Origin of the sequence: Luteimonas granuli (genome assembly GCF_007795095.1) — a bacterium.
Taxonomy (GTDB): domain Bacteria; phylum Pseudomonadota; class Gammaproteobacteria; order Xanthomonadales; family Xanthomonadaceae; genus Luteimonas; species Luteimonas granuli.
Window position 1 is genome coordinate 1,996,965 of record NZ_CP042218.1, and the last position, 25,536, is coordinate 2,022,500.

Consider the following 25,536-nt stretch of genomic DNA (forward strand, 5'->3'; position numbering starts at 1 on the left):
CGAGCGACGACCGGCGCGTCCGGCCAGCCAGCCATCGGGGATCGCCATGGATCCGACCGACATCCGCAATCCCGACACCTTCCACCGGGTCGTCGACTGCCAGTGGGCCTGCCCGGCGCACACGCCGGTTCCCGAATACATCCGCCTGATCGCCGCCGGCCGCCACGCCGACGCCTACATGGTCAACTGGCACAGCAACGTCTTCCCCGGGATCCTGGGCCGCACCTGCGACCGGCCCTGCGAACCGGCCTGCCGCCGCGGCCGGGTGGAGGAGAACAACGGTCCGCCGTCGATGCGCGACCGGCCCGAGCCGGTGGCGATCTGCCGCCTGAAGCGCGTCGCCGCCGACCACAAGGGCGATGTGCGCGCGCGCATGCCGAAGCCGGCGGCGCAGGGCAACGGCCGCCGCATCGCCTGCGTCGGCGCCGGACCATCGTCGCTGACCGTCGCCCGCGACCTTGCGCCCCTGGGCTATGCGGTGACCGTGTTCGAGGCCGATCCGAAGGCCGGCGGCTTCATGCGTACCCAGGTGCCGCGCTTCCGACTGCCGGAGCGGGTGATCGACGAGGAGACCGGCTACATCCTCGACATGGGCGTCGCGTTCGTCGGCGGCACCCGCATCGGATCCATGCGCGACCTGTTGGCGGAGGGCTACGACGCGGTCTTCGTCGGCAGCGGCGCGCCCCGCGGGCGCGATCTCGACCTCCCCGGGCGGCGCGAATGCGCGGCCAGCATCCATGTCGGCCTGGACTGGCTGGCGAACGTCCACTTCGGCCATGTCACCCGCGTCGGGCGCAGGGTGCTGGTGCTCGGCGGCGGCAATACGGCGATGGACTGCTGCCGCTCCGCGCGCAGGCTGGGAGGCGAGGACGTGAAGGTCGTGGTCCGCTCGGGCTTCGACGAGATGAAGGCCAGCCCCTGGGAGAAGGAGGACGCGATGCACGAGGGCATCCCGATCCTCGACTTCCGCGTGCCCAGGGCCTTCGAGCACGCCAGCGGCCGCCTGACCGGCATGCGCTTCGAGCGCGTGCGCGCCGAATACGACCCTGACGGCCGGCGCCGGCTGGTGCCGACCGGCGAGCCGGACGAGGTGATCCCCTGCGACGAGGTGCTGATCGCCGTGGGCCAGGAGAACGCCTTCCCCTGGATCGAGCGCGACCTCGGCATCGACTTCGACCAGTGGGGCATGCCGGTGGTCGACAGGGTGACGCACCAGTCGACCCTGCCGCACGTGCTGTTCGGCGGCGACGCCGCCTTCGGGCCGAAGAACATCATCTGGGCCGTCGCCCATGGCCACGCGGCGGCGATCTCGATCGACCGCCTGCTGGAGGGCGAAGACACCCGGGACCGCCCCGCGCCCGGCGTCACCCTGGAATCCCAGAAGATGGGCATCCACGAATGGCGCTACGACAACGCGGTCTCGGACGACGAGCGCTTCGCGGTGCCGTGGTCGGAGGCGGCGAAGAAGCTCGACAGCATGGACGTGGAAGTGGAGCTGGGCTTCGATGCGGCGACCGCCTGGAAGGAGACGCAGCGCTGCCTCAACTGCGACGTGCAGACGGTGTTCACCCGCGACAAGTGCATCGAATGCGACGCCTGCGTCGACATCTGCCCGACCGACTGCATCACTTTCACCGCCAACGGCGACGAGGCCGACCTGCGCACCCGCCTGACCGCGCCGGCGCTGAACGCCGACCAGCCGCTGTACGTCTCGGAACCGCTGAAGACGAGCCGGGTGATGGTCAAGGACGAGGACGTCTGCCTGCACTGCGGCCTGTGCGCGGAGCGCTGTCCGACCGGCGCCTGGGACATGCAGAAGTTCCTGCTGCTCGAGACCCGCGCGGGCGGCGACCGCCGCCCGGCGCGCGGTCGGGAGGCGGCATGACGTCGCCTTCGCCGCTGCGGGCGGTCAACGACTTCGTGGTCAAGTTCGCCAACGTCAACGGCTCGGGTTCCGCCTCGGCCAACGAGCTGTTCGCCAAGGCGATCCTGCGCATGGGCGTGCCGGTCGGCCCGCGCAACATCTTCCCCTCCAACATCCAGGGCCTGCCGACCTGGTACGAGGTCCGGGTCAGCGAGGCCGGATGGCTCGGCCGCCGCGGCGGGGTCGACCTGATGGTGGCGATGAACCCGCAGACCTGGGAGGCCGACGTCGCCGAGATCGAGCCCGGCGGCTACCTGTTGCACGACGGCAGCAAGCCGCTCCCGCCCTCGCGCCTGCGCGAGGACATCACCGCCATCGGCGTGCCGCTGACCGACCTGTGCAACGCCGCCTGGAGCGACCCGCGCCAGCGCCAGCTGTTCAAGAACATCATGTACGTCGGCGCGCTGTCGGCGCTGCTGGACATCGACCCGGAGGTCGTCGAGGCGCTGATCGGCGAGCAGTACCGTTCCAAGCCGAAGCTGGTGCCGCCCAACGTCCAGGCCATGCGCATCGGCCGCGACTGGGTGCGCGGACACCTGCCGCACCCGATCGGACTGCGCGTGCGGCGCGCCGACGCCGTGGGCGACCGGATCTTCGTCGAGGGCAACGAGGCCGCGGCGCTGGGCTGCGTCTACGGCGGCGCCACGGTCTGCGCCTGGTACCCGATCACGCCCTCGTCCTCGCTGGCGGAGGGCTTCCAGGCATACTGCCGGAAGTTCCGCATCGACGAGGACGGACGCGCGAAGTTCGCGATCATCCAGGCCGAGGACGAGATCGCGTCCATCGGCATGGTGGTCGGCGCCGGCTGGAACGGCGCGCGCGCCTTCACCACCACTTCGGGGCCGGGTGTGTCGCTGATGAACGAGTTCATCGGCCTGGCCTATTTCGCCGAGATCCCGGTGACCATCATCGACGTGCAGCGCGGAGGGCCGTCGACCGGCATGCCCACGCGCACCCAGCAGTCCGACGTGCTGGCCTGCGCGCATGCGTCCCACGGCGATACGAAGCATGTCCTCCTGTTCCCCGAGGATCCGCGCGAGTGCTTCGATTTCTCGGCCGCGGCGCTGGATCTCGCCGATCGCCTGCAGACGCCCGTGTTCGTGCTCACCGACCTCGACATCGGCATGAACCAGCGCCTGTGCGCGCCGTTCGAGTGGGACGACGCGCGCGTCTACGACCGCGGCAAGGTGATGACCGCCGAAGACCTGGAGTCCGGCCGCGAGTTCGCACGCTACAAGGACGTCGACGGGGACGGCATCCCCTGGCGGACCTGGCCGGGCACGCATCCCGACAGGGGCGCGTATTTCACCCGAGGCACCTCGCGCAACCCGCAGGCGCAGTATTCCGAACGCGGGCCGGACTACGTCTACAACATGCAGCGCTTGTTGCAGAAGTTCGAGACCGCCAAGGGCCTGGTGCCACAGCCGGTGGTCGGGCAGGCGATGCCACCGGCGCGCTTCGGCGCGATCTTCTACGGCTCGACCAGCCCGGCGATGGCGGAAGCCGTCGCACAGCTGCGCGCCGCGGGCATCGTGATCGACACACTGCGCGTGCGCGCATATCCGTTCCCGGACTCCGTGCGCGACTTCATCGACGCCCATGAGCAGGTGTTCGTGGTCGAGCAGAACCGGGACGCGCAGCTGCGGCTGCTGCTGATCGACGCCTTCGGCACGGATCCGGCGCGCCTGGCAGCGGTGCTTCACTACGATGGCACGCCGATCACCGCCCGTTTCATCACCGCCGCGATCCGGTCGCGGCTGGAGGCCGACCGCGGCCGGGAGAAGGTCGCATGACGTACCTCGCCAAGCCTCGCCTTCACCACCCGACCCTGCAGCGCAACGCGGTCGGCTTCACCCGCCGCGACTACGAGGGCAAGATCAGCACGCTCTGCGCCGGCTGCGGCCATGACTCGATCTCGGCGGCGATCATCCAGGCCTGCTGGGAGCTCGACATCCAGCCGCACCGGCTGGCCAAGCTTTCCGGCATCGGCTGCAGTTCGAAGACCCCGGACTACTTCCTCGGCCAGTCGCACGGCTTCAACACCGTGCACGGGCGCATGCCCAGCGTCCTGACCGGCGCCAACCTCGCCAACCGGTCACTGCTATACCTCGGTGTCTCCGGGGACGGCGACTCGGCCTCGATCGGCATCGGCCAGTTCGTGCACGCGATCCGCCGCGGGGTGGACATGGCCTACATCGTCGAGAACAACGGCGTCTACGGTCTCACCAAGGGCCAGTTCTCGGCCACCGCCGACCAGGGCTCGGTGTCCAGGCGCGGCGTGGCCAACACCGACAGTCCGCTGGACCTGGTGATGATGGCGCTGCAGCTCGGCGCCACCTATGTCGGCCGCGGCTTCTCCGGCGACAAGGGCCAGCTGGTGCCGCTCATCAAGGGCGCCCTGACCCATCGGGGCGCGGCCTTCATCGACGTGATCAGCCCCTGCGTCGCGTTCAACAACCACGCCGGCAGCACCCGCAGTTACGACCATGTCCGGCAGCACAACGAGGCGGTGAACCGGCTCGACGTGATCCCCGCACGCAAGGCGATCGAGGTGGAGCAGGCCGCGGGCGGCACGCTGGACGTGACCCAGCACGACGGCAGCGTCCTGCGCCTGCACCGGCTCGATGCCGGCTACGATCCGCGCGACCGCATCGCCGCGATGGAGGTGCTGCAGCAGCGCCAGGCGCGCGGCGAGGTGGTGACCGGGCTGCTCCATGTCGACCCGGCGGCGGATGACCTCCACGCGCACCTGGGCACGGTCGGGGAGCCACTCAACGCGCTCGACGCCACCCGCCTGTGTCCAGGAAGCGGGGCCCTCTCCGCCATCAACGCCTCGCTTCGCTGATCCGCAGGCGCCAGCGCGGGGCCGATGCCCGGCGCACGGGCGGGAAAGTGCAACATCCACTCCTTAGACTGGCCGGATGTGCGGGCACCTGCCGCATGCTCCGAGGATCCATCATGTTCCGACCGCGTCGTTACGCGACCATGCTTCCCGCCCTGCTTCTGGGCGCGCTCTTCAGCCTGCCGGCCCTGGCCTGGGCCGCCCTCGACCCGCACGGCCTGCTGCTGGCCTGGCAGCGCGATCCGACCACGACCATGACCATCGACTGGCACGTGGACGGGTCCGACCGGAATGTGCGCGTGGCCTACCGCGCGGTTGCCGGCGAAGAGGAATGGAGCGTGGCCACCGGCAGCCGCCAGTCGCTGCCGGCATCCGATCGCGTGATCCATCGCGTGGAGCTGACGGGCCTGGCGCCGGACACCGAATACCTGTTCAAGGTGGGCGGCTACGAGCGCGAGCGCCGCTTCCGCACCATGCCGGCGGAGAACATCAGCCGCCCGGTCCGCATCGCCGTGGGCGGCGACGTGCGCGGCAACGAAATCTCGCGCCGCGTCACGCGCCAGGCCATGCGCTTCGATCCCGACTTCGTGGTCTGGGGCGGCGACCTCGCCTACGCCAATGGCGACGAGCGCAACGTCGGCCGCTGGTACGAGTTCCTCGACGTGGTGATGCGCGAGATGGTCACCCCCGACGGACGCACGGTGCCCGTGGTCATGGGTATCGGCAACCACGAAGTGCGCGGCGGCTACCACGACCGCAACGACCACGAGCTGCGCAGGAACCTGCCTCCCTACGTGCAGGACGATGCTTCGCGGCTGCGCATCGCGCCCTACTACTACCGGCTGGCGGCGTTTCCGGGCCAGCCGGGCTACGGCGCGCTCGATTTCGGGGATTACCTGAGCCTGCTGCTGCTCGATACCGACCATTCCAATCCCATCGCCGGCGAGCAGACGCGCTGGCTGCGGAAGGCACTGGCCGATCGCGTCGGCCGCGTCACCCACGTGCTTCCGGTCTACCACGTCGGCGCCTGGCCGTCGGCGCGCCACTGGGACGGCGACGTGCACCGCCGTGTGCGCGAGCACTGGTCGCCGCTGTTCGAGCAGCACCGCATCCCGATGGTGTTCGAGCAGCACGACCACGCCTACAAGCGCACCTGGCCGATCCGCGACGGCCGCATCGACCCGCGCGGCGTGGTCTACATGGGCGACGGCGCCTGGGGCGTGGGCGTGCGCGAGACCGGCCGCAGCCACGAGGGCGTGAAGGCCTGGTACCTGGATCGCGTCGCCAGCCAGTCGCACGCGATCATGCTGACCCTGCAGGGCAACTACCAGAGCCTGGTGGTGGTGAACGAGCAGGGCCGGATCATCGACGAATATCCGCGCACCGGCCTGCGCGAAGGCCTGCTGCCCGAGGCCGAGCGGTGGAGCCTCCCGGCGCGGGCGGAATGACGCGTTCGAATGCCGCCACGCGTGCGGCGGCCCGCGACGCCGCCGGTCTCACGGACCGCCGGCGGCGACTGTGGTTTAATCTCCGTCTGAAGCGGGGGTACCGCGCCGGTATGGCGAGGTTGAGACAGTCCCTTCGAACCTGATCCGGCTCATACCGGCGTAGGGAAGCTTTGCAGGATGCACCGCACCGCCACCGCACGCCGGTGGCGGGCGGCACGCAGCATGCGCCGCCGCTTCGTCCCGCCCCACCACAGGACGATGCCGATGAACGCCATGCCCTCGCCCCTGCAGCAGCAGGCCCAGCAGCTTTCCGATTCCGTCACCCGGCCGATCCCGGGTTCGCGCAAGGTCTTCGTCGAAGGCTCGCGCCCGGACCTGCGCGTTGCCATGCGCGAGATCGTGCAGACGAAGACGCCGACCCTGTTCGGCGGCGAGGACAATCCGCCGATCACGGTCTACGACACCTCCGGGCCCTACACGGATCCGGATGCGCGCATCGACCTGTCAGCGGGGCTGCCGGCGCTGCGCGCGCGCTGGATCGAAGAGCGTGGCGACACGGTGCCGCTGCCGGCGCTGACGTCGGAGTTCGGCCGCGCGCGCGACGGCGACGCGAAGCTGGATGCGGTGCGGTTCCCGGCCCGCACGCTGCCGCGTCGGGCGAAAGAGGGTGCCAACGTCACCCAGATGCACTACGCGCGGCGCGGGATCGTGACGCCCGAGATGGAGTACGTGGCGATCCGCGAGAACCAGCGGCTCGAGCTGCTGGCGGCGGGCGGCCATCCGCTGCTCGCGCAGCATCCGGGGCAGTCCTTCGGCGCATCGATCCCGGCGCGCATCACCCCGGAGTTCGTCCGCGACGAGATCGCCCGCGGTCGCGCCATCCTGCCCTGCAACATCAACCATCCCGAGAGCGAGCCGATGATCATCGGCCGCAACTTCCTCACCAAGATCAACGCCAACATCGGCAACAGCGCGGTCAGCTCGGGCATCGCCGAGGAAGTGGAGAAGCTGGTGTGGGCGATCCGCTGGGGCGCCGACAACGTCATGGACCTCAGCACGGGGAAGCACATCCACGAGACCCGCGAGTGGATCATCCGCAACTCGCCGGTGCCGATCGGCACGGTGCCGATCTACCAGGCGCTGGAGAAGGTCGACGGCCGCGCCGAGGAGCTGACCTGGGAGATCTTCCGCGACACCCTGATCGAGCAGGCCGAGCAGGGCGTGGACTACTTCACCATCCACGCGGGCGTGCTGCTGCGCTACGTGCCGCTGACCGCGAAGCGGGTGACCGGCATCGTCAGCCGCGGCGGCTCGATCATGGCCAAGTGGTGCCTGGCCCACCATCGCGAGAACTTCCTCTACACGCACTTCGAGGACATCTGCGAGATCATGAAGGCCTATGACGTGGCCTTCTCGCTCGGCGACGGTCTCCGCCCGGGCTGCATCGCCGACGCCAACGACGCCGCCCAGTTCGGCGAGCTCGAGACCCTGGGCGAACTGACGAAGATCGCCTGGAAGCACGACGTCCAGACCATGGTCGAGGGCCCCGGCCACGTGCCGATGCACCTGATCAGGGAAAACATGGACAAGCAGCTGGCCGAGTGCGGCGAGGCGCCGTTCTACACCCTCGGTCCGCTGACGACCGACATCGCGCCCGGTTACGACCACATCACCAGCGCCATCGGCGCGGCCATGATCGGCTGGTTCGGCACCGCGATGCTCTGCTACGTCACGCCCAAGGAGCACCTGGGCCTGCCCAACCGCCAGGACGTGCGCGACGGGATCATGGCCTACCGGATCGCCGCCCATGCCGCCGACCTGGCCAAGGGCCATCCCGGCGCCCAGGTGCGCGACAACGCGCTCTCCAAGGCCCGCTTCGAGTTCCGCTGGGAGGACCAGTTCCACCTCGGGCTGGACCCGGAGAAGGCGAAGGAATTCCACGACGAGACGCTTCCGAAGGACGCGCACAAGCTGGCCCACTTCTGTTCCATGTGCGGTCCGCACTTCTGCTCGATGAAGATCACCCAGGACGTGCGCGACTTCGCGGCGGAGCATGGAATCGGCGAGGAGGCTGCGGCGCTGGAGGCCGGCATGGCGGAGAAGGCCGCCGAGTTCCGGGCCCAGGGCGCCGAGGTCTACCGCCGCGGCTGAGTTCCGTGGAGCGGCACGCGCGGCGGCGCCCGGACGGGCGCCCCGCGTCACGTGGATCCGCCCGCGGGCGTGATAGCGTCGACGCATCCACGATCGGAGACACGCCATGGCACGCTTCCACCTCCCGCCGTTCCGCTGGCTGCTGGCCGCGCTCCTGCTGGGGCTGCTCTCGGCTTGCGCCACCGGGCCGCGCATCAGCTCCGACTTCGACCCGCGCGCGGACTTCTCCGCCTACCGCACGTTCGCCTTCTATTCGCCCCTGGCGATCGAGCGCGAGGGCTACGCCAGCCTGGTCAGCGGCCGCATGAAGGCCGCCGCGCGCGCCGAGATGGAGGCCCGCGGCTACCGCTACAGCGAGTCCGACCCGGACCTGTGGCTCAACATCAATGCCTACATGCAGCCCCGCACCGACGTGAGCACCATCCCCGACGTCGACTATGCCTACTACTACAGCTACCGGCACCGCGGCTACCTGGCCGTCCCGTACTGGCACGACCGCACCACGGTCCACCGCTACACCGAGGGGACGATGAACATCGACCTCGTGGACGTGCGCCGCAATGCCCTGGTGTGGGAGGGCATCGCCGTGGGCCGGGTCGCCCGCAGGCAGGACCCCGCCGCGCGTGATGCCGCGATCGACAGCGCCATCGCCGACATCTTCGCGGCGTACCCGCACCGGGCCGGGACGCGGTAACACCCACGTGAGCGGCGGCCCGCACCTGCCGCTGCGCTGGTCCGCGATCGCGGCCCGGCATCCTTCCGCCCTCCTGCTCGCGGTGCAACTCGCGAGCCTGCTGGTCTACCCATTGGTGGACGGCCGCGACACGCGGGTCCTGTTCAGCGCGTTCACCCTGGTGGCGGTGCCGCTGGCGGTCTGGGTGGTGTTCCGCAGCCGCGCCGCGAACTGGTTCGCCTGGGCGCTGGCGGTGCCGGCGATGCTGCTGGCGGTGGCGGCGCTGGCGCTCGGCCTGCCGGCGCTGGCAGTGGCCTCGGCGGTGCTGGAATCGCTGCTGTACTTCTACGCCGCCGGCGCCCTGATCGTGTACATGCTTGAGGACCACACGGTGACGGTGGACGAGCTGTTCGCGGCGGCCGCGACGTTCACCCTGCTGGCCTGGGGCTTCGCCTATGCCTTCCTGGTCTGCCAGGCGCTGGCGCCGGGCGGCTTCACCGGCATGCTCGAACCCGAGCGCCCGCGGCGCTGGCTGGAACTGCTGTTCCTGAGTTTCTCGACGCTCTCGGGCACCGGAAACGGCGACGTGGTTCCACTGTCGCCGTATGCGCGGGTGCTGGTGATGCTGGAGCAGTTCGCCGGCGTGGGCTACATCGCCGCGGTGGTCTCGCGGCTGATCGCGCTCAGCATCGTGCGCCACCGCGGACGCGACCGCGGCTGAGGCACAGTCGGCGCCCGGCCGCGGCCGCGGTGCTGCCCGGCGGTGCTCAGGCCCCGTTCCTGTAGCGCTCGATCGCGTCGACGAGCAGCGCCTTGGCCTCGGTGGCGTCGCCCCAGCCCTCGAGCTTCACCCACTTGCCCTTCTCCAGGTCCTTGTAATGCTCGAAGAAGTGGCCGATGCGCTCGAGCCAGTGGCCGGAGACCTGCTTGATGTCGGTGATGTGCGCGTAGCCGGCGAACACTTTCGGTTCCGGCACCGCGAGCAGCTTCTCGTCGCTGCCCGCCTCGTCGGTCATCTTCAGCACGCCGACCGGGCGGCAGCGGATGACCGAGCCGGGCACCAGCGGCAGCGGCAGGATCACCATCACGTCGGCGGGGTCGCCGTCGCCGCAGACGGTCTCGGGCACATAGCCGTAGTTGCAGGGGTAGCGCATGGGCGTGGACAGCACGCGGTCCACGAAGATCGCCCCGGACTCCTTGTCGACCTCGTACTTGACGGGCTCGGCGTCCTTGGGGATCTCGATGATGACGTTGATCTCGTCCGGCGGGTTGTTGCCGGTTTTGACATGGTCCAGGCCCATGGTGGCTCCAGTGGTGCGTCAGGGCGTCGGGGCCCGGTCCGCAGGGGGTAGGGGCCGCCATTCTACGCGTCGCTGTTGCGACGCAGCAAAGCCTCACGGGAAAAGCGCGCGGTCGCCGACGTCGATGCACCTGAGCCGTCCGGCGGGAAGAAATGGCTCTTCCCCCGATCGAGGAGACGTTCCGGTGGAGTCCGGGCCGCCCGCCACGGACGCAGGGGGGATGCCCAGCCGGATTCTCCGCGTCCTGCTCCCAGATCCGGCCGCCGGCCATCCATGGCCGGCTCTGGGCATCCCCCCTGCATCCGCGGCGGGCACGACCTTTGGTCGCGGTCGGGAAGCGGGCCACGTCGACGTCCACGTGGAAACAGAGAGCGTCATGACCGGGAGCTGCCCGGTTCCGCCGCTTTGGATCTTCCGTCCCGAAGCCGCAGAACGTCGGAGCCCGTCCCGCGCACAGGGGGTGTGCGGACAGCCGGCCATGGATGGCCGGCGGCCGGCGGTGGGAGCAGGACGCGGAGACTGCCGGGGGAGCACACCCCCTGTGCGCGGGACGGGCTGCGCGGATCACAACGAAGCGGCTCTTCGCTCTTCCAGGCGCGACAACGAGCCAACTGCGCGCCAACTGCACGCCATCGCCCCGGAGTCTGGAGACGAACCAAAGAAAGCGGCCCCGAAGGGCCGCTTTCCGGGTGTCGCCGCGGGCGGGTCCTAGAGCAGAGGGACCAGCAGCAGGGCCACGATGTTCGTGACCTTGATCAGCGGATTCACGGCCGGGCCCGCCGTGTCCTTGTAGGGATCGCCCACGGTGTCGCCGGTAACCGCGGCCTTGTGGGCCTCGGAGCCCTTGCCCCCGTGATGGCCTTCCTCGATGTACTTCTTGGCGTTGTCCCAGGCACCGCCGCCGGTGCACATCGAGATCGCCAGGAACAGGCCGGTCACGATCGTGCCCATCAGCAGGCCGCCCAGCGCGTCCGCGCCAAGCGTGAGGCCGACGATGATCGGGATCACCAGCGGCAGCAGCGAGGGAATGACCATTTCCTTGATCGCCGACTTCGTCAGCAGGTCGACCGCGCGGTCGTACTGCGGCTTGCCGGTGCCTTCCATGATGCCGGGGATCTCGCGGAACTGGCGGCGCACCTCCTCCACCACGGCGCCCGCGGCTCCACGGCCTGCATCGCCAGCGCGCCGAACAGGTAGGGGATCATGCCGCCGATCAGCAGGCCGATGACGACGTTCGGGTTGTCGATGGAGAAGTTCACCGCGGTGCCCGAGTTCTCGAGCTTGTGCGCGTAGTCGGCGAACAGCACCAGCGCGGCGAGGCCGGCCGAACCGATCGCATAGCCCTTGGTCACCGCCTTGGTGGTGTTGCCCACGGCGTCGAGCGCGTCCGTGGTCTCACGGATCTCCGGGGGCAGGCCGCTCATCTCGGCGATGCCGCCGGCGTTGTCGGTGATCGGGCCGTAGGCGTCGAGCGCCACGATCATGCCGGCCATCGACAGCATCGCGGTGGCCGCGATCGCGAGGCCGTACAGGCCGGCGATGGCATAGCAGGTCCAGATCGCCGCGGCGACCACGATCACGGGCGCCGCGGTCGACTTCATCGACACCGCGAGTCCTGCGATCACGTTCGTGCCATGGCCGGTCTCCGAGGCGCGCGCCACTTCCTGCACCGGCGCATATTCGGTCGCGGTGTAGTACTCGGTGATGACCACCAGCAGCGCCGTCAGCACCAGGCCGACGATGGCGCACCAGAACAGCGGCATGGCGAGCGCGGGCTCGAACATGCTGTCGGTGATGAACCAGAACGCGATCGCGGCGAGCACGCCCGAGACCGCGAGGCCGCGATAGAGCGCGTTCATGATCTTTCCGCCCGGGCGCACCTTGACGAAGAAGGTGCCGATGATCGACGCGACGATGGACGCCGACCCCAGTACCAGCGGCAGCACCACGCCGGCCCAGCCATAGGTGGCGAAGGCGATGCCCGCGACCAGCATCGAGGCGATGATGGTGACCGCATAGGTCTCGAACAGGTCGGCGGCCATGCCCGCGCAGTCGCCGACGTTGTCGCCGACGTTGTCGGCGATCACCGCCGGGTTGCGCGGATCGTCCTCCGGGATGCCGGCCTCGACCTTGCCCACCAGGTCGGCGCCGACGTCGGCGCCCTTGGTGAAGATGCCGCCGCCGAGGCGCGCGAAGATCGAGATCAGGGACGAGCCGAAGGCCAGGCCGATCATGGGCTGCAGCGCCGCCGCGACGGAAGCCCCGTCGCGCCCGTCGCCGACCACGAACATGAAGTAGCCGGCCACGCCCAGCAGGCCCAGTCCGACCACCAGCAGGCCGGTGACCGCGCCGCCGCGGAAGCTGACCGCCAGCGCTTCGTTGAGGCCGACGGTGGCCGCCTGTGTGGTGCGCACGTTGGCGCGCACCGAGACGAACATGCCGATGAAGCCGGCCACGCCCGAGAGCACCGCGCCGATGGCGAAGCCGATCGCCGTCGGCCAGCCCAGCGCCGGCACGAAGCCGATCACCAGGAACAGCGCCACGCCGACGACGGCGATGGTGGAATACTGCCGCCGCAGGTAGGCGCTGGCGCCTTCCTGGATCGCCGCGGCGATGCGTTGCATGCGATCGTTGCCCGCGGGCCGCGCCAGGATCCAGCGCGCGGAAAAGACGCCGTAGACGATCGCCAGACCGGCACAGGCGAGTGCCAGCCACAATCCTTGCTGCTCGAGCATGAAAACCCCTCCCCAGGGTTGGACGGAATTAGCTGAGTGATGCCGTAACCGGCCGACTATGGCACAGCCTCCGGCGATGGTATTGCCGCGCTGCAACGCATGCCGCATGCCGCAGGCCGCGGCGATGGGATGTGGAGAGCCGATTCAGCGGGGGCGTGCGAGCCTGCCGGGGAAAAGAGCACCCCGCGGAGTTCCCATGCGCCTCGCCCTTGTTCTCCTTTCCGCCGTATTCGCAGCGCCGGCGCCGGCCGCCGGTGCGGAGCCGGAGATCGTCCGCGAAGCGGCGCAGCCCCCGACGATCGGCGCGGTGCATACGCTGCGCCAGATCCCCGAAGCCTGCGCCCGCATCGAAGGCGTCTTCACCGGGGACCCCGGTGCGCCATACCGCCACGCGGTGGTCCGCACCAGCGAACGCTGCCAGTCGCGCGCGCGCTTCGTCGACGCCGCGAAGGCCATGCCTTCGGTCGCGGGCGGCTGGGTGCTCAACGACCTGCTGCGGGTGCCGCGTGCGGGTTGCCCGTCGCAGCAGGCGGTGGTGAAGATCTGGCGCCGGCCTGCCGGCGAGGCGCCCGAGCGCGACGGTCAGGGCCGGCTGCGGGTCTACGTCGACGAATCCGCGCAGACGGCGGCTGGTCCGCGCATGGCGCCGGCCATGTACGCCGCCGAAGTGGCCGTCGAAGGCAAAGCCTGCGACTGAGGCCGCGCCTGGGCGGGTCGGCTTCTCAGCCCTCCCAGGCCGGCAGCTTCTTCGCCACCGGGGTGTTCTTCAGGGCGACGTACTTCGGCAGGCCGTCGCGGCCGTAGGGCGGGTAGGCCTCGCCGCGGATCAGCGGCTCGAGATACCTGCGCGCGGCGGCGGTGATCCCGTAGCCGTCGCGGCGGATGAAGCCCTTCGGCATCGTCTTCTCGCGGTTGGCGATCCGGTCCAGCGGCGCGGGTTCGATCTTCCAGCGGTAGGGTGCGTCGGAGGTGCGGATGATGGCCGGCATGACCGCGTTCCGGCCCTCCAGCGCGTAGCCCACCGCGGCCCTGCCCACGGCGATGGCCTGGTCGAGGTCGGTCTGCGAGGCGATGTGCCGCGCCGAGCGCTGCAGGTAGTCGGGCAGGGTCCAGTGCACCTTGAGGCCGAGGCGGTCCTTGACCCGTCCGGCGAGGTACGAGGCCACGCCGCCGAGCTGGGTATGGCCGAAGGAGTCCTTGCCGCCGCCGGCATCGGCGACGAAGCCGCCGTCGGCGGCGCGGATGCCCTCGCTGGCCACGACGACGCAGTAGCCGACGCGGTCGACCACCTGCTGCACGCGCGCCAGGAAGCCGGCCTCGTCGTAGGGACGTTCGGGAAACAGGATCAGGTGGGGCGCCGTGTCGGGGCCATCGCCCGCCAGGCCCGCGGCCGCGGCCAGCCAGCCTGCGTGCCGGCCCATGGCCTCATAGACGAAGACCTTCGTCGAGGTGTCGGCCATCGCCGCGACGTCCAGCGACGCTTCGCGCACCGAGACCGCGGTGTACTTCGCGGCCGATCCGAACCCGGGGCAGCAGTCCGTGACCACCAGGTCGTTGTCGACGGTCTTGGGCACACCGATGCAGGTCAACGGGTAGCCGAATTCCACGGCCAGCTTCGAGACCTTGTTGGCGGTGTCGGCCGAATCGTTGCCGCCGTTGTAGAGGAACCAGCGCACGTCGTGCGCGCGCAGTACTTCCAGCAGGCGCTCGTACTTCGCGCGATCCTCCTGGAGCGACTTCAGCTTGTAGCGGCAGGAACCGAAGGCGCCGCCAGGCGTATGCGCCAGGGCGCGCACGGCCGCGGCCGTCTCCTTCGAGGTGTCGAACAGCTCCTCGCGCAGGGCGCCGAGGATGCCGTTGTGCGCGGCGAGCACGCGCACTCCATGCGCGCGGGCTTCGGTGAGCACCGCCGAGGCGGTGGCGTTGATGACGGCGGTGACGCCGCCGGACTGGGCGTAGAGCAGGACGGGTCTGGGCATCGCGGGTCCGGAAAAAAGGGCTTCGGGCGTCGGGGGGATTACGGTAAGCTGGCGCGGTGGTGGCCACAGGCGCCGGATTCTACGCCCCGCTGTGTCCATGCCTCGCGATCAAAGGGAGCAAGCGATGCGACTGGTACTGCTGGGTGCGCCGGGTTCCGGCAAGGGGACGCAGGCCGCGCGCCTGAAGGAGCACCTGCAGGTGCCGCACGTGTCGACCGGCGACCTGCTGCGGGCGGAGGTGAAGGCCGGCAGCCCGCTGGGGCTGCAGGCGCAGGAGGTCATGGCCCGCGGCGAGCTGGTATCCGACGCGATCCTGCTGGGCATGCTCGAAGACCGGCTCTCGCGCGACGACATGGCCCGCGGCTTCATCCTCGACGGCTATCCGCGCAACCTCGCGCAGGCCGCCGCCCTCGACGCCCTGCTGGAGCGCATCGGCCAGCCGATCGACGCCGCGGTCCAGCTCGAGGTCGACAACGAACTGCTGATCGAACGTCTGGCCGGCCGCGCCCAGGCCGAAGGCCGCGCCGACGACAATCCGGAATCCGTGCGCAAGCGCCTGCAGGTCTATGACGAGCAGACCGCGCCGGTCATCGGCCATTACGGCGCGGCCGGCAAGCTGGGCGTGGTGGACGGCGTCGGCACGCTCGACGAGGTCTTCGGGCGCATCCTGGCGGCGATCGACCGGTCCTGACGCCTTGAAGCTGCATATCCTCGGCATCGCCGGCACCTTCATGGGCGGCGTTGCCGCCCTGGCGCGCGAGCTGGGCCACGAGGTGGAAGGAAGCGACCAGGCGGTGTACCCGCCCATGTCCACCCAGCTGGAGCGCCTGGGCATCGAACTGCGCCAGGGCTACGAACCCGCGAACATCTCGCCCGGTTGCGACTGCATCGTGATCGGCAACGCGCTCTCGCGCGGCAACGCCGCGGTGGAGCACGTGCTCGACCATGGGCCGGCGTATACCTCGGGCGCGGAGTGGCTGCGCGACAACGTGCTGCCGGGGCGCGACACCATCGCCGTGGCCGGCACCCACGGCAAGACCACCACCACCACGATCCTCGCCTGGCTGCTGCAGGCCGCCGGCCGCGACCCGGGCTTCCTGATCGGCGGCGTGGCCGAGGATTTCGGGGTGTCCGCGCGCATCGGGACGGGCCGCGAGTTCGTCGTCGAGGCCGACGAGTACGACACCGCTTTCTTCGACAAGCGCTCGAAGTTCGTCCACTACCGCCCGCTGGTGGCGGTGCTCAACAACCTCGAGTACGACCACGCCGACATCTTCCCGGACGTCGCCGCGATCCAGCGCCAGTTCCACCATTTCGTGCGCACCGTGCCGCGGCGCGGGACGCTCGTGGTCAACGGCGAGGATCCGCTGCTGGCCGAGGTGCTGGCGATGGGCTGCTGGACGCCGGTGCGCCGCTTCGGCATCGATGCCCGGCACGGCGTGCCGCTGGACTGGAGTGCGCGGCTGCTGTCCGGGGATGGCAGCGCCTTCGAGGTGCTGAGGGCGGGCGTGGCCGTCGGCGAAGTGCGCTGGCCGCTGCTGGGTCGGCACAACGTGATGAACGCGCTCGGCGCGCTGGCCGCCTGCGACGCGGTCGGTGTCGACGTGGCCCGCGTGCTGCCGGCACTGGCGGCCTTCCGCAGCGTCAAGCGGCGCATGGAACTGCTGGGCGAGGCGCGCGGGATCAGTGTCTATGACGACTTCGCCCACCATCCCACGGCGATCGCGACGACGCTCGAGGGCCTGCGCGCCAGGGTCGGCACCGGCGGCCGGGTCGTGGTGGCGATGGAGCCGCGCAGCAATTCCATGCGTCTGGGCGCGCACGCGGCGGCACTGGCGCCCTCGCTGATGGCGGCCGACGCCGTGGTCTTCCTGCATCGGCCCGGACTGGAGTGGGATGCCGGGGCGGTCATCGATGCGCTGGGCGGGCAGGGGGCGGCGGTGCCCGATGCGGAGGCCTTGCTCGCGAGCCTGCGGGTCCTGGTGCGCGCAGGCGACCACGTGGTGTTCATGTCCAACGGTGGCTTCGACGGTGCGCCGCGCCGGTTCCTGGCGATGCTCCGCGAGGCCTGACGCCCGCCCTTCGTCACCGCCTTGACGCGCGCTGCGTACACTGCGGCCGATGAGTGAGCACTCCATGCTTCCGCTGTTCCCGCTGCAGACCGTCCTCGTGCCCGGCGCGGTGCTCGGTCTGCGCGTGTTCGAGCCGCGCTACCTGGACATGGTGGGCGAATGCGGCCGCAGCGGCGCCGGCTTCGGCGTCTGCCTGATCGCCGAAGGCGGCGAAGTGGGCGTGCCCGCGGTGCCGGCGGAGTTCGGCACCGAGGCGTTGATCGAGGATTTCGGCACCGACGACGAAGGCCTGCTGACCCTGCAGGTGCGCGGCGCGCGCCGGTTCCGCGTCGCGCGCACGGTAGTGCGTGGCAACGGTCTGGTCGAGGCCGAGGTCGAATGGCGCGCGGACGATCCCGCCGGAGCCAGGCTGCGTCCGGAGCACGCGCTGCTGGGCACCCTGCTCGAGCGCATCTTCGACCAGGTGGGGCGCCCCGACGATCCGGGGGCCGGCTTCCAGGATGCCGCCTGGGTCGGCTGGCGCCTGCTCGAACTGCTGCCGATGCCCGAAGAACGCAGGGTGCAGCTGCTCGCCCTCGACGATCCCCGTGCGCGTCTGGAAAGCCTGCTGGCGCTGATCGGCTAGGGTTCCGTCGCACCCGCGTCCGGCAGCCGCATGCGCAGCACCGGTGCGGCCGAGACCGGGTGTGGATCTTCGCGCAGGTCGAGCCCGGCGAGATCCGCGCGCAGCAGTGCATAGGCACCATCGGTATCCGCCACTGGCGACCACAGCGCGAACAGGTCGAAGGGGCGGGCATGGGCGAGGGTCTGCACGGTGCCGATCCACAGCGGCGTGCCATCCCGGGGTTGTCGCGGGGCGCGCCAGAGGCGGAGGACGAGGATGCGGTCGTCTTCGAGGGTGCGGCGCATCAGCAGCGCTTCGGCGCTGGCATCGAGGGTGGCCGGCAGCACCTTCTGCGCCAGGGGCGGCGTGTCGTCGTCCAGCAGCAGCAGAGTGTCGCGCCAGTCCGCCTGCGGCTGGACCGTCCATCCGCGCGCTTCCAGATGCGCCTCCAGCGGTGCCAGCGGCCCGGCCATCTGCACGTCGAGCGGCCAGCGCCGGCTGGCGTCGCGTTCGTTGCGCTGCCAGGGGAAGGTCGCCCAACCATCCTCCCACCAGCTTGCGAGGTCGATGTTGGCCGGCGGCGCGAGCGGAGCGAAGCGTTCCAGGGTCGGATCCACGGCGCGCGGTGCGTGCCATAGCGCGGCCAGCAGGAAGGCGCCGTAGAACAGCGCCGCCAGCGGCCGCATCCAGAACGAGCGCGCGACGTGGCGCCGGTAGGCGATGCCCAGGGCCAGCAGCCAGGCGATGCCCAGCAACATGCCGCCGACCAGGTCGGTGAGCCAGTGTGCGCCGAGGTACAGGCGCGAGAAGCCCAGTACCGCGACCACCGCGCCGGACACCAGATAGGGCCAGACCCGCTGCCGCCCGGGCAGCTCGCGCGCGATCAGCACGGCGAAGAAGCCGAAGGTGATCGTGGCCATGGTCAGGCCCACCGAGGGGAATCCGAAGCCGCTGAGCGCGGTCGGCGGCCGTGGCATGTCGATCGCCGCCCCCAGCGCTGCAGTCAACACCAGGCCGAAGGCCAGTGCGGCCAGCCAGTGCGCGGCCGCCATCCAGCGCCGCCGCCACAGCAGCCACAGCGTGGACAGTGCGATCGGCAGGCCCAGCACCACGGGGTCGCCGATCGTGGCCAGCCCGGCCATCAGCCGGTCGGCCAGCGGGTTGCGCAGCGAATACATGGCGTCGTGGATGCGCAGGTCCAGGGCCAGCGGCGCGCCGCGTGCCAGCATCGTCGCCAGCAGCGTGAACCAGGCAACGCCGATGGCCAGCAGGCAGGCCGCCAGCAGGACCAGCGAGGCCGACTCCGGGCGATTGGGCGAGATCAGCGCCGCGGCGTAGCGTCCCAGGTGCGGATGGTCGCGGGTCCAGCGCAGCGCGCGTGCGAGCAGCTGGTCGGCATGCATGGCAAACCAGCGGTAGGTGTAGAGAACCAGCGCCCAGGCCAGCGCGATCGCCGCCAGCAGCGCACCGACCACCATCGCCAGCCGGTCGGCGACCGCGGCCACGGCGTCATAGGCCTCGCCGAGCAGCCAGCCTGGAGCGAGGAAGAGGACCGCCCACGACGCCGCGGCCACCAGGCTCGGCGGCACGTAGCGGCGCAGCGGCATCCGCGACATGCCGGCGATCGCGGGCACGAAGGGGCGCACGGGCCCGACATAGCGGGCGATGAAGATGCCCTTGATCTCGTTGCGGCGGAACAGCACCTCCGCGCGCTCGAGCAGCTGCGGGTACCTGCTGAAGGGCCAGGTGGCGCGGAGCTGCGGACCCCAGCGGTGGCCGATCCAGTAGCTGCTGGCGTCCCCGAGGAAGGCACCCAGGGCCGCGCAGGCCACCGCGTACGGCCCCGAGATCTCGCCGAAGCCGATCAGCACGCCGACCGCGAACAGCAGCGGCAGCGCCGGCACGATGGCCCCCAGGATGATGACCGCGTCGCAGAAGGCGATCAGGAAAATGGCCACGCCGGCGGCCACGGGATGGGCGCCGATCCAGGCAACGAGGCTGTCGAACCAGGCACTCACCGGTGGATTATGACAGTCGGAGATGACGATCCGCCGCCTACAATGCCGCGATGGACGATCGTGGTTCAGTCGAGATCCGTGCGCTGAAGGCGGACAGCTTCGGGCGCATCGTGCTGATGCGACGCGGCGACATGCTGTTCGTGCGCCGCGACCTGCGCCACGTGCCGGCATGGTTGCGTCTGCCTGCCAGGTGGCTGGCCCGTCGCGAAGCGCGGGGGCTGGAGGCCGTGGCCGGCATGGCCGACGTGCCGCAGCTGCTGGCCTGGGACGGACGCGTGCTCGACCGCAGCTACCTGGCGGGTCATGCCATGTATCAGCGCCCGCCCCGTGGCGACCTCGCATGGTTCCGGAACGCACGCCGGCTGCTGCGTGAGCTGCGCCGTCACGGCCTCGCCCACAACGATCTCGCCAAGGAAGCCAACTGGCTGGTGCTGGAAGACGGTCGCCCGGCGATCATCGACTTCCAGCTCGCCGTCCGCGGCCGCCCCGGCTCGCGCTGGATGCGCCTGCTCGCGCGCGAGGACCTGCGCCACCTGCTGAAGCACAAGCGCACCTACTGCCCCGACCGCATCACCCCGGTGGAGCGCCGCGTGCTGAAGCGCACCTCCTGGCTGCGCGACGCCTGGTTCGCCACCGGCAAGCCCGTCTACCGTTTCGTGACCCGCCGCCTCCTCAAATGGGAGGACAACGAAGGCCAGGGGCCGAAGCCCTGAGGCCTCCCGACCCGCCCCCACTTCCGACCAGGTGCCCTCCATGCCCAGTCTCGCCGGAAAGACCCTCTTCATCACCGGTGCCTCGCGCGGCATCGGCCTGGCCATCGCACTGCGTGCCGCGCGCGACGGTGCCAACGTCGCCATCGCCGCCAAGTCCGACGTGCCCAACCCGAAGCTGCCGGGCACGATCCACAGCGCCGCGCGCGCCGTGACCGAAGCCGGCGGCCAGGCCCTGGCCCTGAAATGCGACATCCGCGAAGAGGACCAGGTGCGCGCCGCGGTCGCGGCCACCGTGGACGCCTTCGGCGGCATCGACATCCTGGTCAACAACGCCAGCGCCATCTGGCTGCGCGGGGTGCTCGAGACGCCGATGAAGCGCTTCGACCTCATGCAGCAGGTCAATGCCCGCGGCAGCTTCCTGTGCGCGCAGGCCTGCCTGCCGCACCTGCTCGAGGCGCCCAGTCCGCACATCCTGACGCTCGCACCCCCACCCTCGCTGGACCCGAAGTGGTGGGGGCCGCACACCGGCTACACCCTGGCCAAGATGGGCATGAGCTTCGTGACCCTGGGCCTGGCGGCGGAGTTCGGCCCGCGCGGCGTGGCGGTCAATGCGCTGTGGCCGCGGACCATCATCGGCACCGACGCACTGAACATGATTCCGGGCGTGGAGCCCGGAAACGGCCGTTCGCCGGAGATCGTGGCCGACGCGGCCCACGCCGTGCTGGTGCGCCCCGCGAGCGGGTTCACCGGCAATTTCCTGATCGATGACGAGGTGCTGGCCGAGGCCGGGGTCACCGACCTGTCGGGCTACGCGGTGGATCCGTCGAAGCCGCTGTTCCCGGACCTGTTCCTCGACTGAGGCGTCCGCCGGAGCCCGGCGCGACCATGGTCCGGATGCGACAATGCGGCCCTTTCCCACGCGCGGCCGTTCCCATGTCCCTGCATGACCTCCTGGCCCTCGGCCGCGACCACTACCTGCCGGTCTATCGCCAGCGCGAACTGGTACTCGAGCGCGGCCAGGGCGCGCGCGTCTGGGACAGCGAAGGCCGCGAGTACATCGACTTCGCCGCCGGCATCGCGGTCTGCGGCCTGGGCCACAACGACCCCGACCTGGTGGCCGCGCTGGTCGGGCAGGCCGGGAAGCTCTGGCACACCAGCAACATCTTCCACAGCGAGCCGCCGCTGCGCCTGGCGCAGGAGCTGGTCGAGGCCTCGCGCTTCGCCGAGCGCGTGTTCCTGTGCAACTCCGGCGCCGAGGCCAACGAGGCCGCGATCAAGCTCGTGCGCAAATGGGCCACGGCGCAGGGCCGGGAACCCGCGCGGCGGGTGATCGTCACCTTCCGCGGCAGCTTCCACGGACGCACGCTGGCGGCCGTCACGGCGACCGCGCAACCGAAGTACCAGGAAGGCTGCGAACCGCTGCCGGGCGGCTTCCGCTACGTCGACTTCAACGACGAGGCCGCGCTCGAGGACGCCATGGCCGGCGGCGACGTGGCCGCGGTCATGCTCGAGCCGGTGCAGGGCGAGGGCGGCGTGGTGCCGGCGGCGCCGGGCTTCCTTCAGGCGGTGCGCGCGCTGTGCGACCGCCACGGCGCCCTGCTGGTGCTGGACGAGATCCAGAGCGGCATGGGGCGCACGGGGCGGCTGTTCGCGCACTGGCACGACGGCGTGGTGCCCGATGTCGTCACCCTGGCGAAGGCCCTCGGCGGGGGCTTCCCGATCGGTGCGATGCTCGTCGGGCCCAAGGCGTCCGGAGCGATGGGGTTCGGCGACCACGGCACGACGTTCGGCGGCAACCCACTGGCCGCGGCCGTCGCACGCGTGGCGCTGCGCAAGCTGTCGTCGCCTGCGATCGCCGCCAACGTCGCGCGGCAGGAATCGGCTCTGCGCGCGGGGCTCGATGCGATCGGCAAGGAGTCCGGCGTGTTCGCCGGCGTGCGCGGCCGGGGACTGATGCTGGGTGCGCTGCTTGCACCCGCGCATGCCGGCCGCGCGGGCGTGATCCTCGACCTGGCAGCCGCCGAGGGCCTGCTGCTTCTGCAGGCCGGTCCCGACGTGCTGCGCTTCGTGCCGGCGCTGAACATCGGCGACGCCGAAGTGGCGGAAGGCCTGGCGCGCCTGCGCCGGGCGGTGGCCGCCGCATCCGCGGGTCAGTCCGGGCCGTAGCGCGCCAGGACACCGTCGGGATCGAACGGCGCCTGGCGGGCCAGCGGTCTCACCCCGCCGCGACCACCCTGAAGGCGTCGCGCGCCGCAGAGAGCGTGGCTTCGACCATGTCCGCGTCATGGGCGCTGGACACGAAGCCGGCCTCGTAGGCCGACGGCGCCAGGAACACACCGCGGTCCAGCATCGCGTGGAAGAAGCGGTTGAAGGCGCCGGTGTCGCAGGCCGTGGCGCCGGCATAGGTGTCGACCTTCCGGTCGGTGAAGAACAAGCCGAACATGGCGCCGACGCGGTTGGTGGTCAGCGGCACGCCGGCCTCCCGCGCGGCCTGCTCGAAGCCGTCGCACAGCACGTTGGCCGTGGCCTCCAGGCGGTCGTGGAAGCCGGGTTCCTGGATCAGTCCGAGCATCGCCAGCCCGGCGGCCATCGCCACCGGGTTGCCGCTCAGGGTGCCGGCCTGGTAGATCGGGCCGGCCGGCGCGATCCGCTCCATCAGGTCGCGGCGGCCGCCATAGGCGCCCACCGGCATCCCGCCACCGATGATCTTGCCGAAGGTGGTGAGGTCCGGCGTCACGCCGTAACGGGCCTGGGCGCCGCCGAGCGCGACGCGGAAGCCGGTCATGACCTCGTCGAAGATCAGCAGTGCGCCGTGCTTCGTGCACAGCTCCCGCAGGTGGCCCAGGTAGCCCTCGCGCGGCGGCAGACAGTTCGCGTTGCCGACCACGGGCTCGATGATCACCGCGGCGATCTCGCCGCCGATGTCGTCGAACAGGGCGGTCGCCTCTTCGAAATCGTTGTAGCTGATGGTCGTGGTCAGCTCGCTCAGGCCGGCCGGAACGCCGGGCGAGGTCGGCACGCCCAGTGTCAGCATGCCGCTGCCTGCCTTCACCAGGAAGGAGTCGCCGTGGCCGTGGTAGCAGCCCTCGAACTTGACGATGCGCTGGCGCCCGGTGGCGCCGCGCGCGAGCCGGACCGCCGACAGCGTGGCCTCGGTCCCGGAATTGACCATGCGCACCATCTCGCAGGACGGCACCAGGCGGGTGATGGTCTCCGCCATGGTGACTTCCGCCGGGCAGGGCGCGCCATAGGACAGGCCGCTGCCGATCGCTTCCGCTACCGCGGCGCGAACGCCTGGATGGTTGTGGCCGACGATCATCGGCCCCCAGGAGCCGACGTAGTCGATGTAGCGGTTGCCGTCGACGTCGTACAGGAAGGCGCCGTCGGCGCGCTCGACGAAGAACGGCTCGCCGCCGACCGACCTGAACGCGCGTACCGGGGAATTCACGCCCCCGGGAATCAGTGCCTGCGCGCGGGCGAACAGGGCCCGTGACTTCTCATGCTTCATTTCAATTCGCTTCCTGTGTTTTCCGGAACGTCCGGTGGTACGCCTGCGCAGCCGCGACCGGATCCGGCGCATCGAACACGCCGCTGATCACCGCCACCAGGTCCGCGCCGGCTTCGACCACCATTCCGGCATTGTCCGGCGTGATGCCGCCGATCGCCACCAGCGGCAGCCCGAACTGCCGGGCTTCGCGCAGCAGCTCCGGCGTCGCCCTGCGCGCAAGCGGCTTGGTCGACGAAGGGAAGAAGGCGCCGAACGCGAGATAGTCCGCACCCGACGCCGCGGCCGCCCGCGCCCGCGGCAGGCTGTCGTAACAGGATGCGCCGAGGATCGCATCCGCTCCCAGCGCATCGCGCGCGGCACGCAGGTCCCCGTCGTCTTCGCCAAGATGGGCGCCATCGGCCCCGCAGGCGAGCGCAAGACGCCAGTCGTCGTTGACCAGCAGCGGCACGCCGCGCTCGCGGCACAGCGGCAGCAGCGCCGACACCTGCTCTCGCGCGAGCGCGCCCTGAGCGGCCTTGTTGCGGTACTGCAGTAGTGCGGCATGACCGACCACCGCTTCCACCCGGGCAAGCAGGCGCCCGGTGTCGGTCTCATCGGGTGTCAGCAGGTAGAGCCCGCGGCCCACGGAGCGCGCAGGGTGCATGGCGGCATCGGCTTGGCTCATCAGTGGTTTCCTGTCGACGGGCGGAGTGTGACAATGGCCGCCCGCGTCCACGACGCAGCAGCAGCGCATTATCCGATGAGCCAGACCGCTACCGCCTACCGGACATGGATGTGCGTCGTGTGTGGCTTCATCTACGACGAGGCCAGGGGACTGCCGGCGGAAGGCCTGGCGCCGGGAACGCGCTGGGAGGACGTCCCCGACACCTGGACCTGTCCGGACTGCGGCGTGACCAAGGACGACTTCGAGATGGTCGCAGTCTGACGCCTGTTCAGCGGGCGGGATCGATCGCAGGACCCAGCGCGAGTACGGTGCCCTCCTCGAGACCCAGCCTGCGGGCCTCGCCTGCGTTCAGTTCGAGTACGTATCGCGCCGGTCCCGAGCTCGGGTAGGGCGGACAGCGGTCTCCCGCGGAACATGGCGGCACATTCCGTTGTTGGCTGACCAGCCGCAACTCCGAATCGAAATACAGGATGTCCAGCGGAATGCGCGTGTTCTTCATCCAGTACGCCTGGCGTTCCTCGCGCTCGTGGATGAACAGCATGCCGTGGCCCTCGGCCAGCGAGTCGCGGAACATGAGGCCGCGAGCGCGCGCCTCGTCTGTCTCCGCGACCTCCACCGCATAGCGCTGCCCGGCCAGCTCCACCCAGCGCCCGTCACTGGCGCAGGCGGTCGCGGACACGCAGGCCCACCACAGCACGAACATCGAGAGGAAATTGCGCATCGTCGACCTGCAATGAATGGCGGGAACATGGACACTCCGCGAGGCGGCGCGACCGGTCAAGTCGGAAAAGAGCCGCGACCCCCTTCCCAAACCGGTCACGCCGGCGCACAATGCGCGCCCCGCCAAGCAGCGACCGGCACGCCGGAAGCCGCGAAGCGGAGAAGAACGAAAAAGACCGCTTCA

Annotated in this window: 21 protein-coding genes, 1 pseudogene and 1 riboswitch; of the genes and pseudogenes, 15 read left to right on the forward strand and 7 right to left on the reverse strand. The window is 70.5% G+C overall.

Annotation, left to right across the window (positions count from 1 at the left end):
• The first annotated feature begins 46 nt into the window (after positions 1 to 46).
• The 7 genes from FPZ22_RS09190 (at position 47) to FPZ22_RS09220 (ending at position 9,759) form a co-directional block, all read left to right on the forward strand.
• On the forward strand, positions 47 to 1,885 hold the full coding sequence (locus tag FPZ22_RS09190) for an FAD-dependent oxidoreductase (protein WP_144892360.1): 1,839 nt from the start codon (positions 47 to 49) through the stop codon (positions 1,883 to 1,885).
• Positions 1,882 to 3,717 (forward strand): 2-oxoacid:acceptor oxidoreductase subunit alpha, encoded by a 1,836-nt coding sequence (locus tag FPZ22_RS09195; RefSeq protein ID WP_144892362.1) that lies wholly within the window; start codon positions 1,882 to 1,884, stop codon positions 3,715 to 3,717. The genes FPZ22_RS09190 and FPZ22_RS09195 overlap by 4 nt, the downstream gene beginning before the upstream one ends.
• Positions 3,714 to 4,769, forward strand: coding sequence for a 2-oxoacid:ferredoxin oxidoreductase subunit beta (locus FPZ22_RS09200; RefSeq protein ID WP_144892364.1), 1,056 nt, complete (start codon positions 3,714 to 3,716; stop codon positions 4,767 to 4,769). Before FPZ22_RS09195 ends, FPZ22_RS09200 begins: the two co-directional genes overlap by 4 nt.
• Positions 4,770 to 4,882: 113 nt before the next feature.
• The gene (locus FPZ22_RS09205) at positions 4,883 to 6,214 is read left to right on the forward strand and encodes a fibronectin type III domain-containing protein (protein WP_168198977.1); all 1,332 of its coding nucleotides are present in this window, start codon (positions 4,883 to 4,885) and stop codon (positions 6,212 to 6,214) included.
• An 83-nt stretch (positions 6,215 to 6,297) separates the two neighbouring features.
• A riboswitch (TPP riboswitch) is annotated at positions 6,298 to 6,398 on the forward strand.
• An 80-nt stretch (positions 6,399 to 6,478) separates the two neighbouring features.
• Positions 6,479 to 8,365 (forward strand): phosphomethylpyrimidine synthase ThiC, encoded by a 1,887-nt coding sequence (thiC, locus tag FPZ22_RS09210; protein WP_144892368.1) that lies wholly within the window; start codon positions 6,479 to 6,481, stop codon positions 8,363 to 8,365.
• 106 nt (positions 8,366 to 8,471) lie between these two features.
• Positions 8,472 to 9,059 carry a DUF4136 domain-containing protein gene (locus tag FPZ22_RS09215; RefSeq protein ID WP_144892370.1) on the forward strand — a complete coding sequence of 196 codons (588 nt, stop codon included), beginning with the start codon at positions 8,472 to 8,474 and terminating at the stop codon, positions 9,057 to 9,059.
• Between the two features lie 7 nt (positions 9,060 to 9,066).
• Positions 9,067 to 9,759, forward strand: coding sequence for an ion channel (locus FPZ22_RS09220; protein WP_246120679.1), 693 nt, complete (start codon positions 9,067 to 9,069; stop codon positions 9,757 to 9,759).
• A 46-nt stretch (positions 9,760 to 9,805) separates the two neighbouring features.
• Here FPZ22_RS09220 and ppa read toward each other — a convergent pair whose 3' ends face one another.
• Together ppa and FPZ22_RS09230 are read right to left on the reverse strand one after the other, a co-directional pair.
• A complete protein-coding gene (gene ppa / locus FPZ22_RS09225) occupies positions 9,806 to 10,339 on the reverse strand; it encodes an inorganic diphosphatase (RefSeq protein WP_144892374.1) in 534 nt (177 codons plus the stop codon).
• Between the two features lie 708 nt (positions 10,340 to 11,047).
• A pseudogene (locus FPZ22_RS09230) lies at positions 11,048 to 13,074 on the reverse strand (sodium-translocating pyrophosphatase).
• Positions 13,075 to 13,270: 196 nt separating this feature from the next.
• Here FPZ22_RS09230 and FPZ22_RS09235 point away from each other — a divergent pair.
• Positions 13,271 to 13,771 carry a hypothetical protein gene (locus FPZ22_RS09235; protein WP_144892376.1) on the forward strand — a complete coding sequence of 167 codons (501 nt, stop codon included), beginning with the start codon at positions 13,271 to 13,273 and terminating at the stop codon, positions 13,769 to 13,771.
• Positions 13,772 to 13,796: 25 nt separating this feature from the next.
• On the opposite strand, the gene FPZ22_RS09240 is transcribed toward FPZ22_RS09235, so the two are convergent.
• Positions 13,797 to 15,053 carry a 6-phosphofructokinase gene (locus tag FPZ22_RS09240; protein WP_144892378.1) on the reverse strand — a complete coding sequence of 419 codons (1,257 nt, stop codon included), beginning with the start codon at positions 15,051 to 15,053 and terminating at the stop codon, positions 13,797 to 13,799.
• 124 nt (positions 15,054 to 15,177) lie between these two features.
• Between FPZ22_RS09240 and FPZ22_RS09245 the strand changes: the two genes are divergently transcribed.
• The 3 genes from FPZ22_RS09245 to FPZ22_RS09255 are packed head-to-tail and all read left to right on the forward strand — an operon-like array spanning position 15,178 to position 17,750.
• Positions 15,178 to 15,744 carry an adenylate kinase gene (locus tag FPZ22_RS09245; protein ID WP_144892380.1) on the forward strand — a complete coding sequence of 189 codons (567 nt, stop codon included), beginning with the start codon at positions 15,178 to 15,180 and terminating at the stop codon, positions 15,742 to 15,744.
• Positions 15,745 to 15,784: 40 nt separating this feature from the next.
• Positions 15,785 to 17,125 (forward strand): UDP-N-acetylmuramate:L-alanyl-gamma-D-glutamyl-meso-diaminopimelate ligase, encoded by a 1,341-nt coding sequence (mpl, locus tag FPZ22_RS09250; RefSeq protein WP_144894090.1) that lies wholly within the window; start codon positions 15,785 to 15,787, stop codon positions 17,123 to 17,125.
• A 49-nt stretch (positions 17,126 to 17,174) separates the two neighbouring features.
• Positions 17,175 to 17,750, forward strand: coding sequence for an LON peptidase substrate-binding domain-containing protein (locus FPZ22_RS09255; protein ID WP_144892382.1), 576 nt, complete (start codon positions 17,175 to 17,177; stop codon positions 17,748 to 17,750).
• Here FPZ22_RS09255 and FPZ22_RS09260 read toward each other — a convergent pair.
• Complete coding sequence (locus FPZ22_RS09260; RefSeq protein WP_168198878.1) at positions 17,747 to 19,747, reverse strand: bifunctional DedA family/phosphatase PAP2 family protein; 2,001 nt, start codon at positions 19,745 to 19,747, stop codon at positions 17,747 to 17,749. The genes FPZ22_RS09255 and FPZ22_RS09260 overlap by 4 nt on opposite strands.
• A 50-nt stretch (positions 19,748 to 19,797) precedes the next feature.
• On the opposite strand from FPZ22_RS09260, the gene FPZ22_RS09265 reads away from it, so the two are divergent.
• The 3 genes from FPZ22_RS09265 to FPZ22_RS09275 all read left to right on the forward strand — a co-directional run bounded on the left by FPZ22_RS09265 (position 19,798) and on the right by FPZ22_RS09275 (position 22,626).
• Entirely contained in the window at positions 19,798 to 20,460 is a 663-nt protein-coding gene (locus FPZ22_RS09265; protein ID WP_144892386.1) for a protein kinase family protein, read from the forward strand.
• A 40-nt stretch (positions 20,461 to 20,500) separates the two neighbouring features.
• Positions 20,501 to 21,319 carry an SDR family oxidoreductase gene (locus tag FPZ22_RS09270; RefSeq protein ID WP_144892388.1) on the forward strand — a complete coding sequence of 273 codons (819 nt, stop codon included), beginning with the start codon at positions 20,501 to 20,503 and terminating at the stop codon, positions 21,317 to 21,319.
• A 74-nt stretch (positions 21,320 to 21,393) separates the two neighbouring features.
• Entirely contained in the window at positions 21,394 to 22,626 is a 1,233-nt protein-coding gene (locus tag FPZ22_RS09275) for an acetylornithine transaminase (protein WP_144892390.1), read from the forward strand.
• 49 nt (positions 22,627 to 22,675) lie between these two features.
• Here the strand turns inward: FPZ22_RS09275 and hemL are convergent, their stop codons facing one another.
• Positions 22,676 to 23,968 (reverse strand): glutamate-1-semialdehyde 2,1-aminomutase, encoded by a 1,293-nt coding sequence (gene hemL, locus FPZ22_RS09280; protein ID WP_144892392.1) that lies wholly within the window; start codon positions 23,966 to 23,968, stop codon positions 22,676 to 22,678.
• A 1-nt stretch (position 23,969) separates the two neighbouring features.
• Positions 23,970 to 24,632: a thiamine phosphate synthase gene (thiE, locus tag FPZ22_RS09285; RefSeq protein ID WP_246120680.1), complete on the reverse strand. Its 663-nt coding sequence runs from the start codon at positions 24,630 to 24,632 to the stop codon at positions 23,970 to 23,972.
• 33 nt (positions 24,633 to 24,665) lie between these two features.
• On the opposite strand from thiE, the gene FPZ22_RS09290 reads away from it, so the two are divergent.
• The gene (locus FPZ22_RS09290) at positions 24,666 to 24,893 is read left to right on the forward strand and encodes a rubredoxin (RefSeq protein WP_144892394.1); all 228 of its coding nucleotides are present in this window, start codon (positions 24,666 to 24,668) and stop codon (positions 24,891 to 24,893) included.
• 7 nt (positions 24,894 to 24,900) lie between these two features.
• Here the strand turns inward: FPZ22_RS09290 and FPZ22_RS09295 are convergent, their stop codons facing one another.
• Positions 24,901 to 25,335 (reverse strand): DUF192 domain-containing protein, encoded by a 435-nt coding sequence (locus FPZ22_RS09295; RefSeq protein ID WP_425463043.1) that lies wholly within the window; start codon positions 25,333 to 25,335, stop codon positions 24,901 to 24,903.
• Positions 25,336 to 25,536 lie beyond the last annotated feature (201 nt).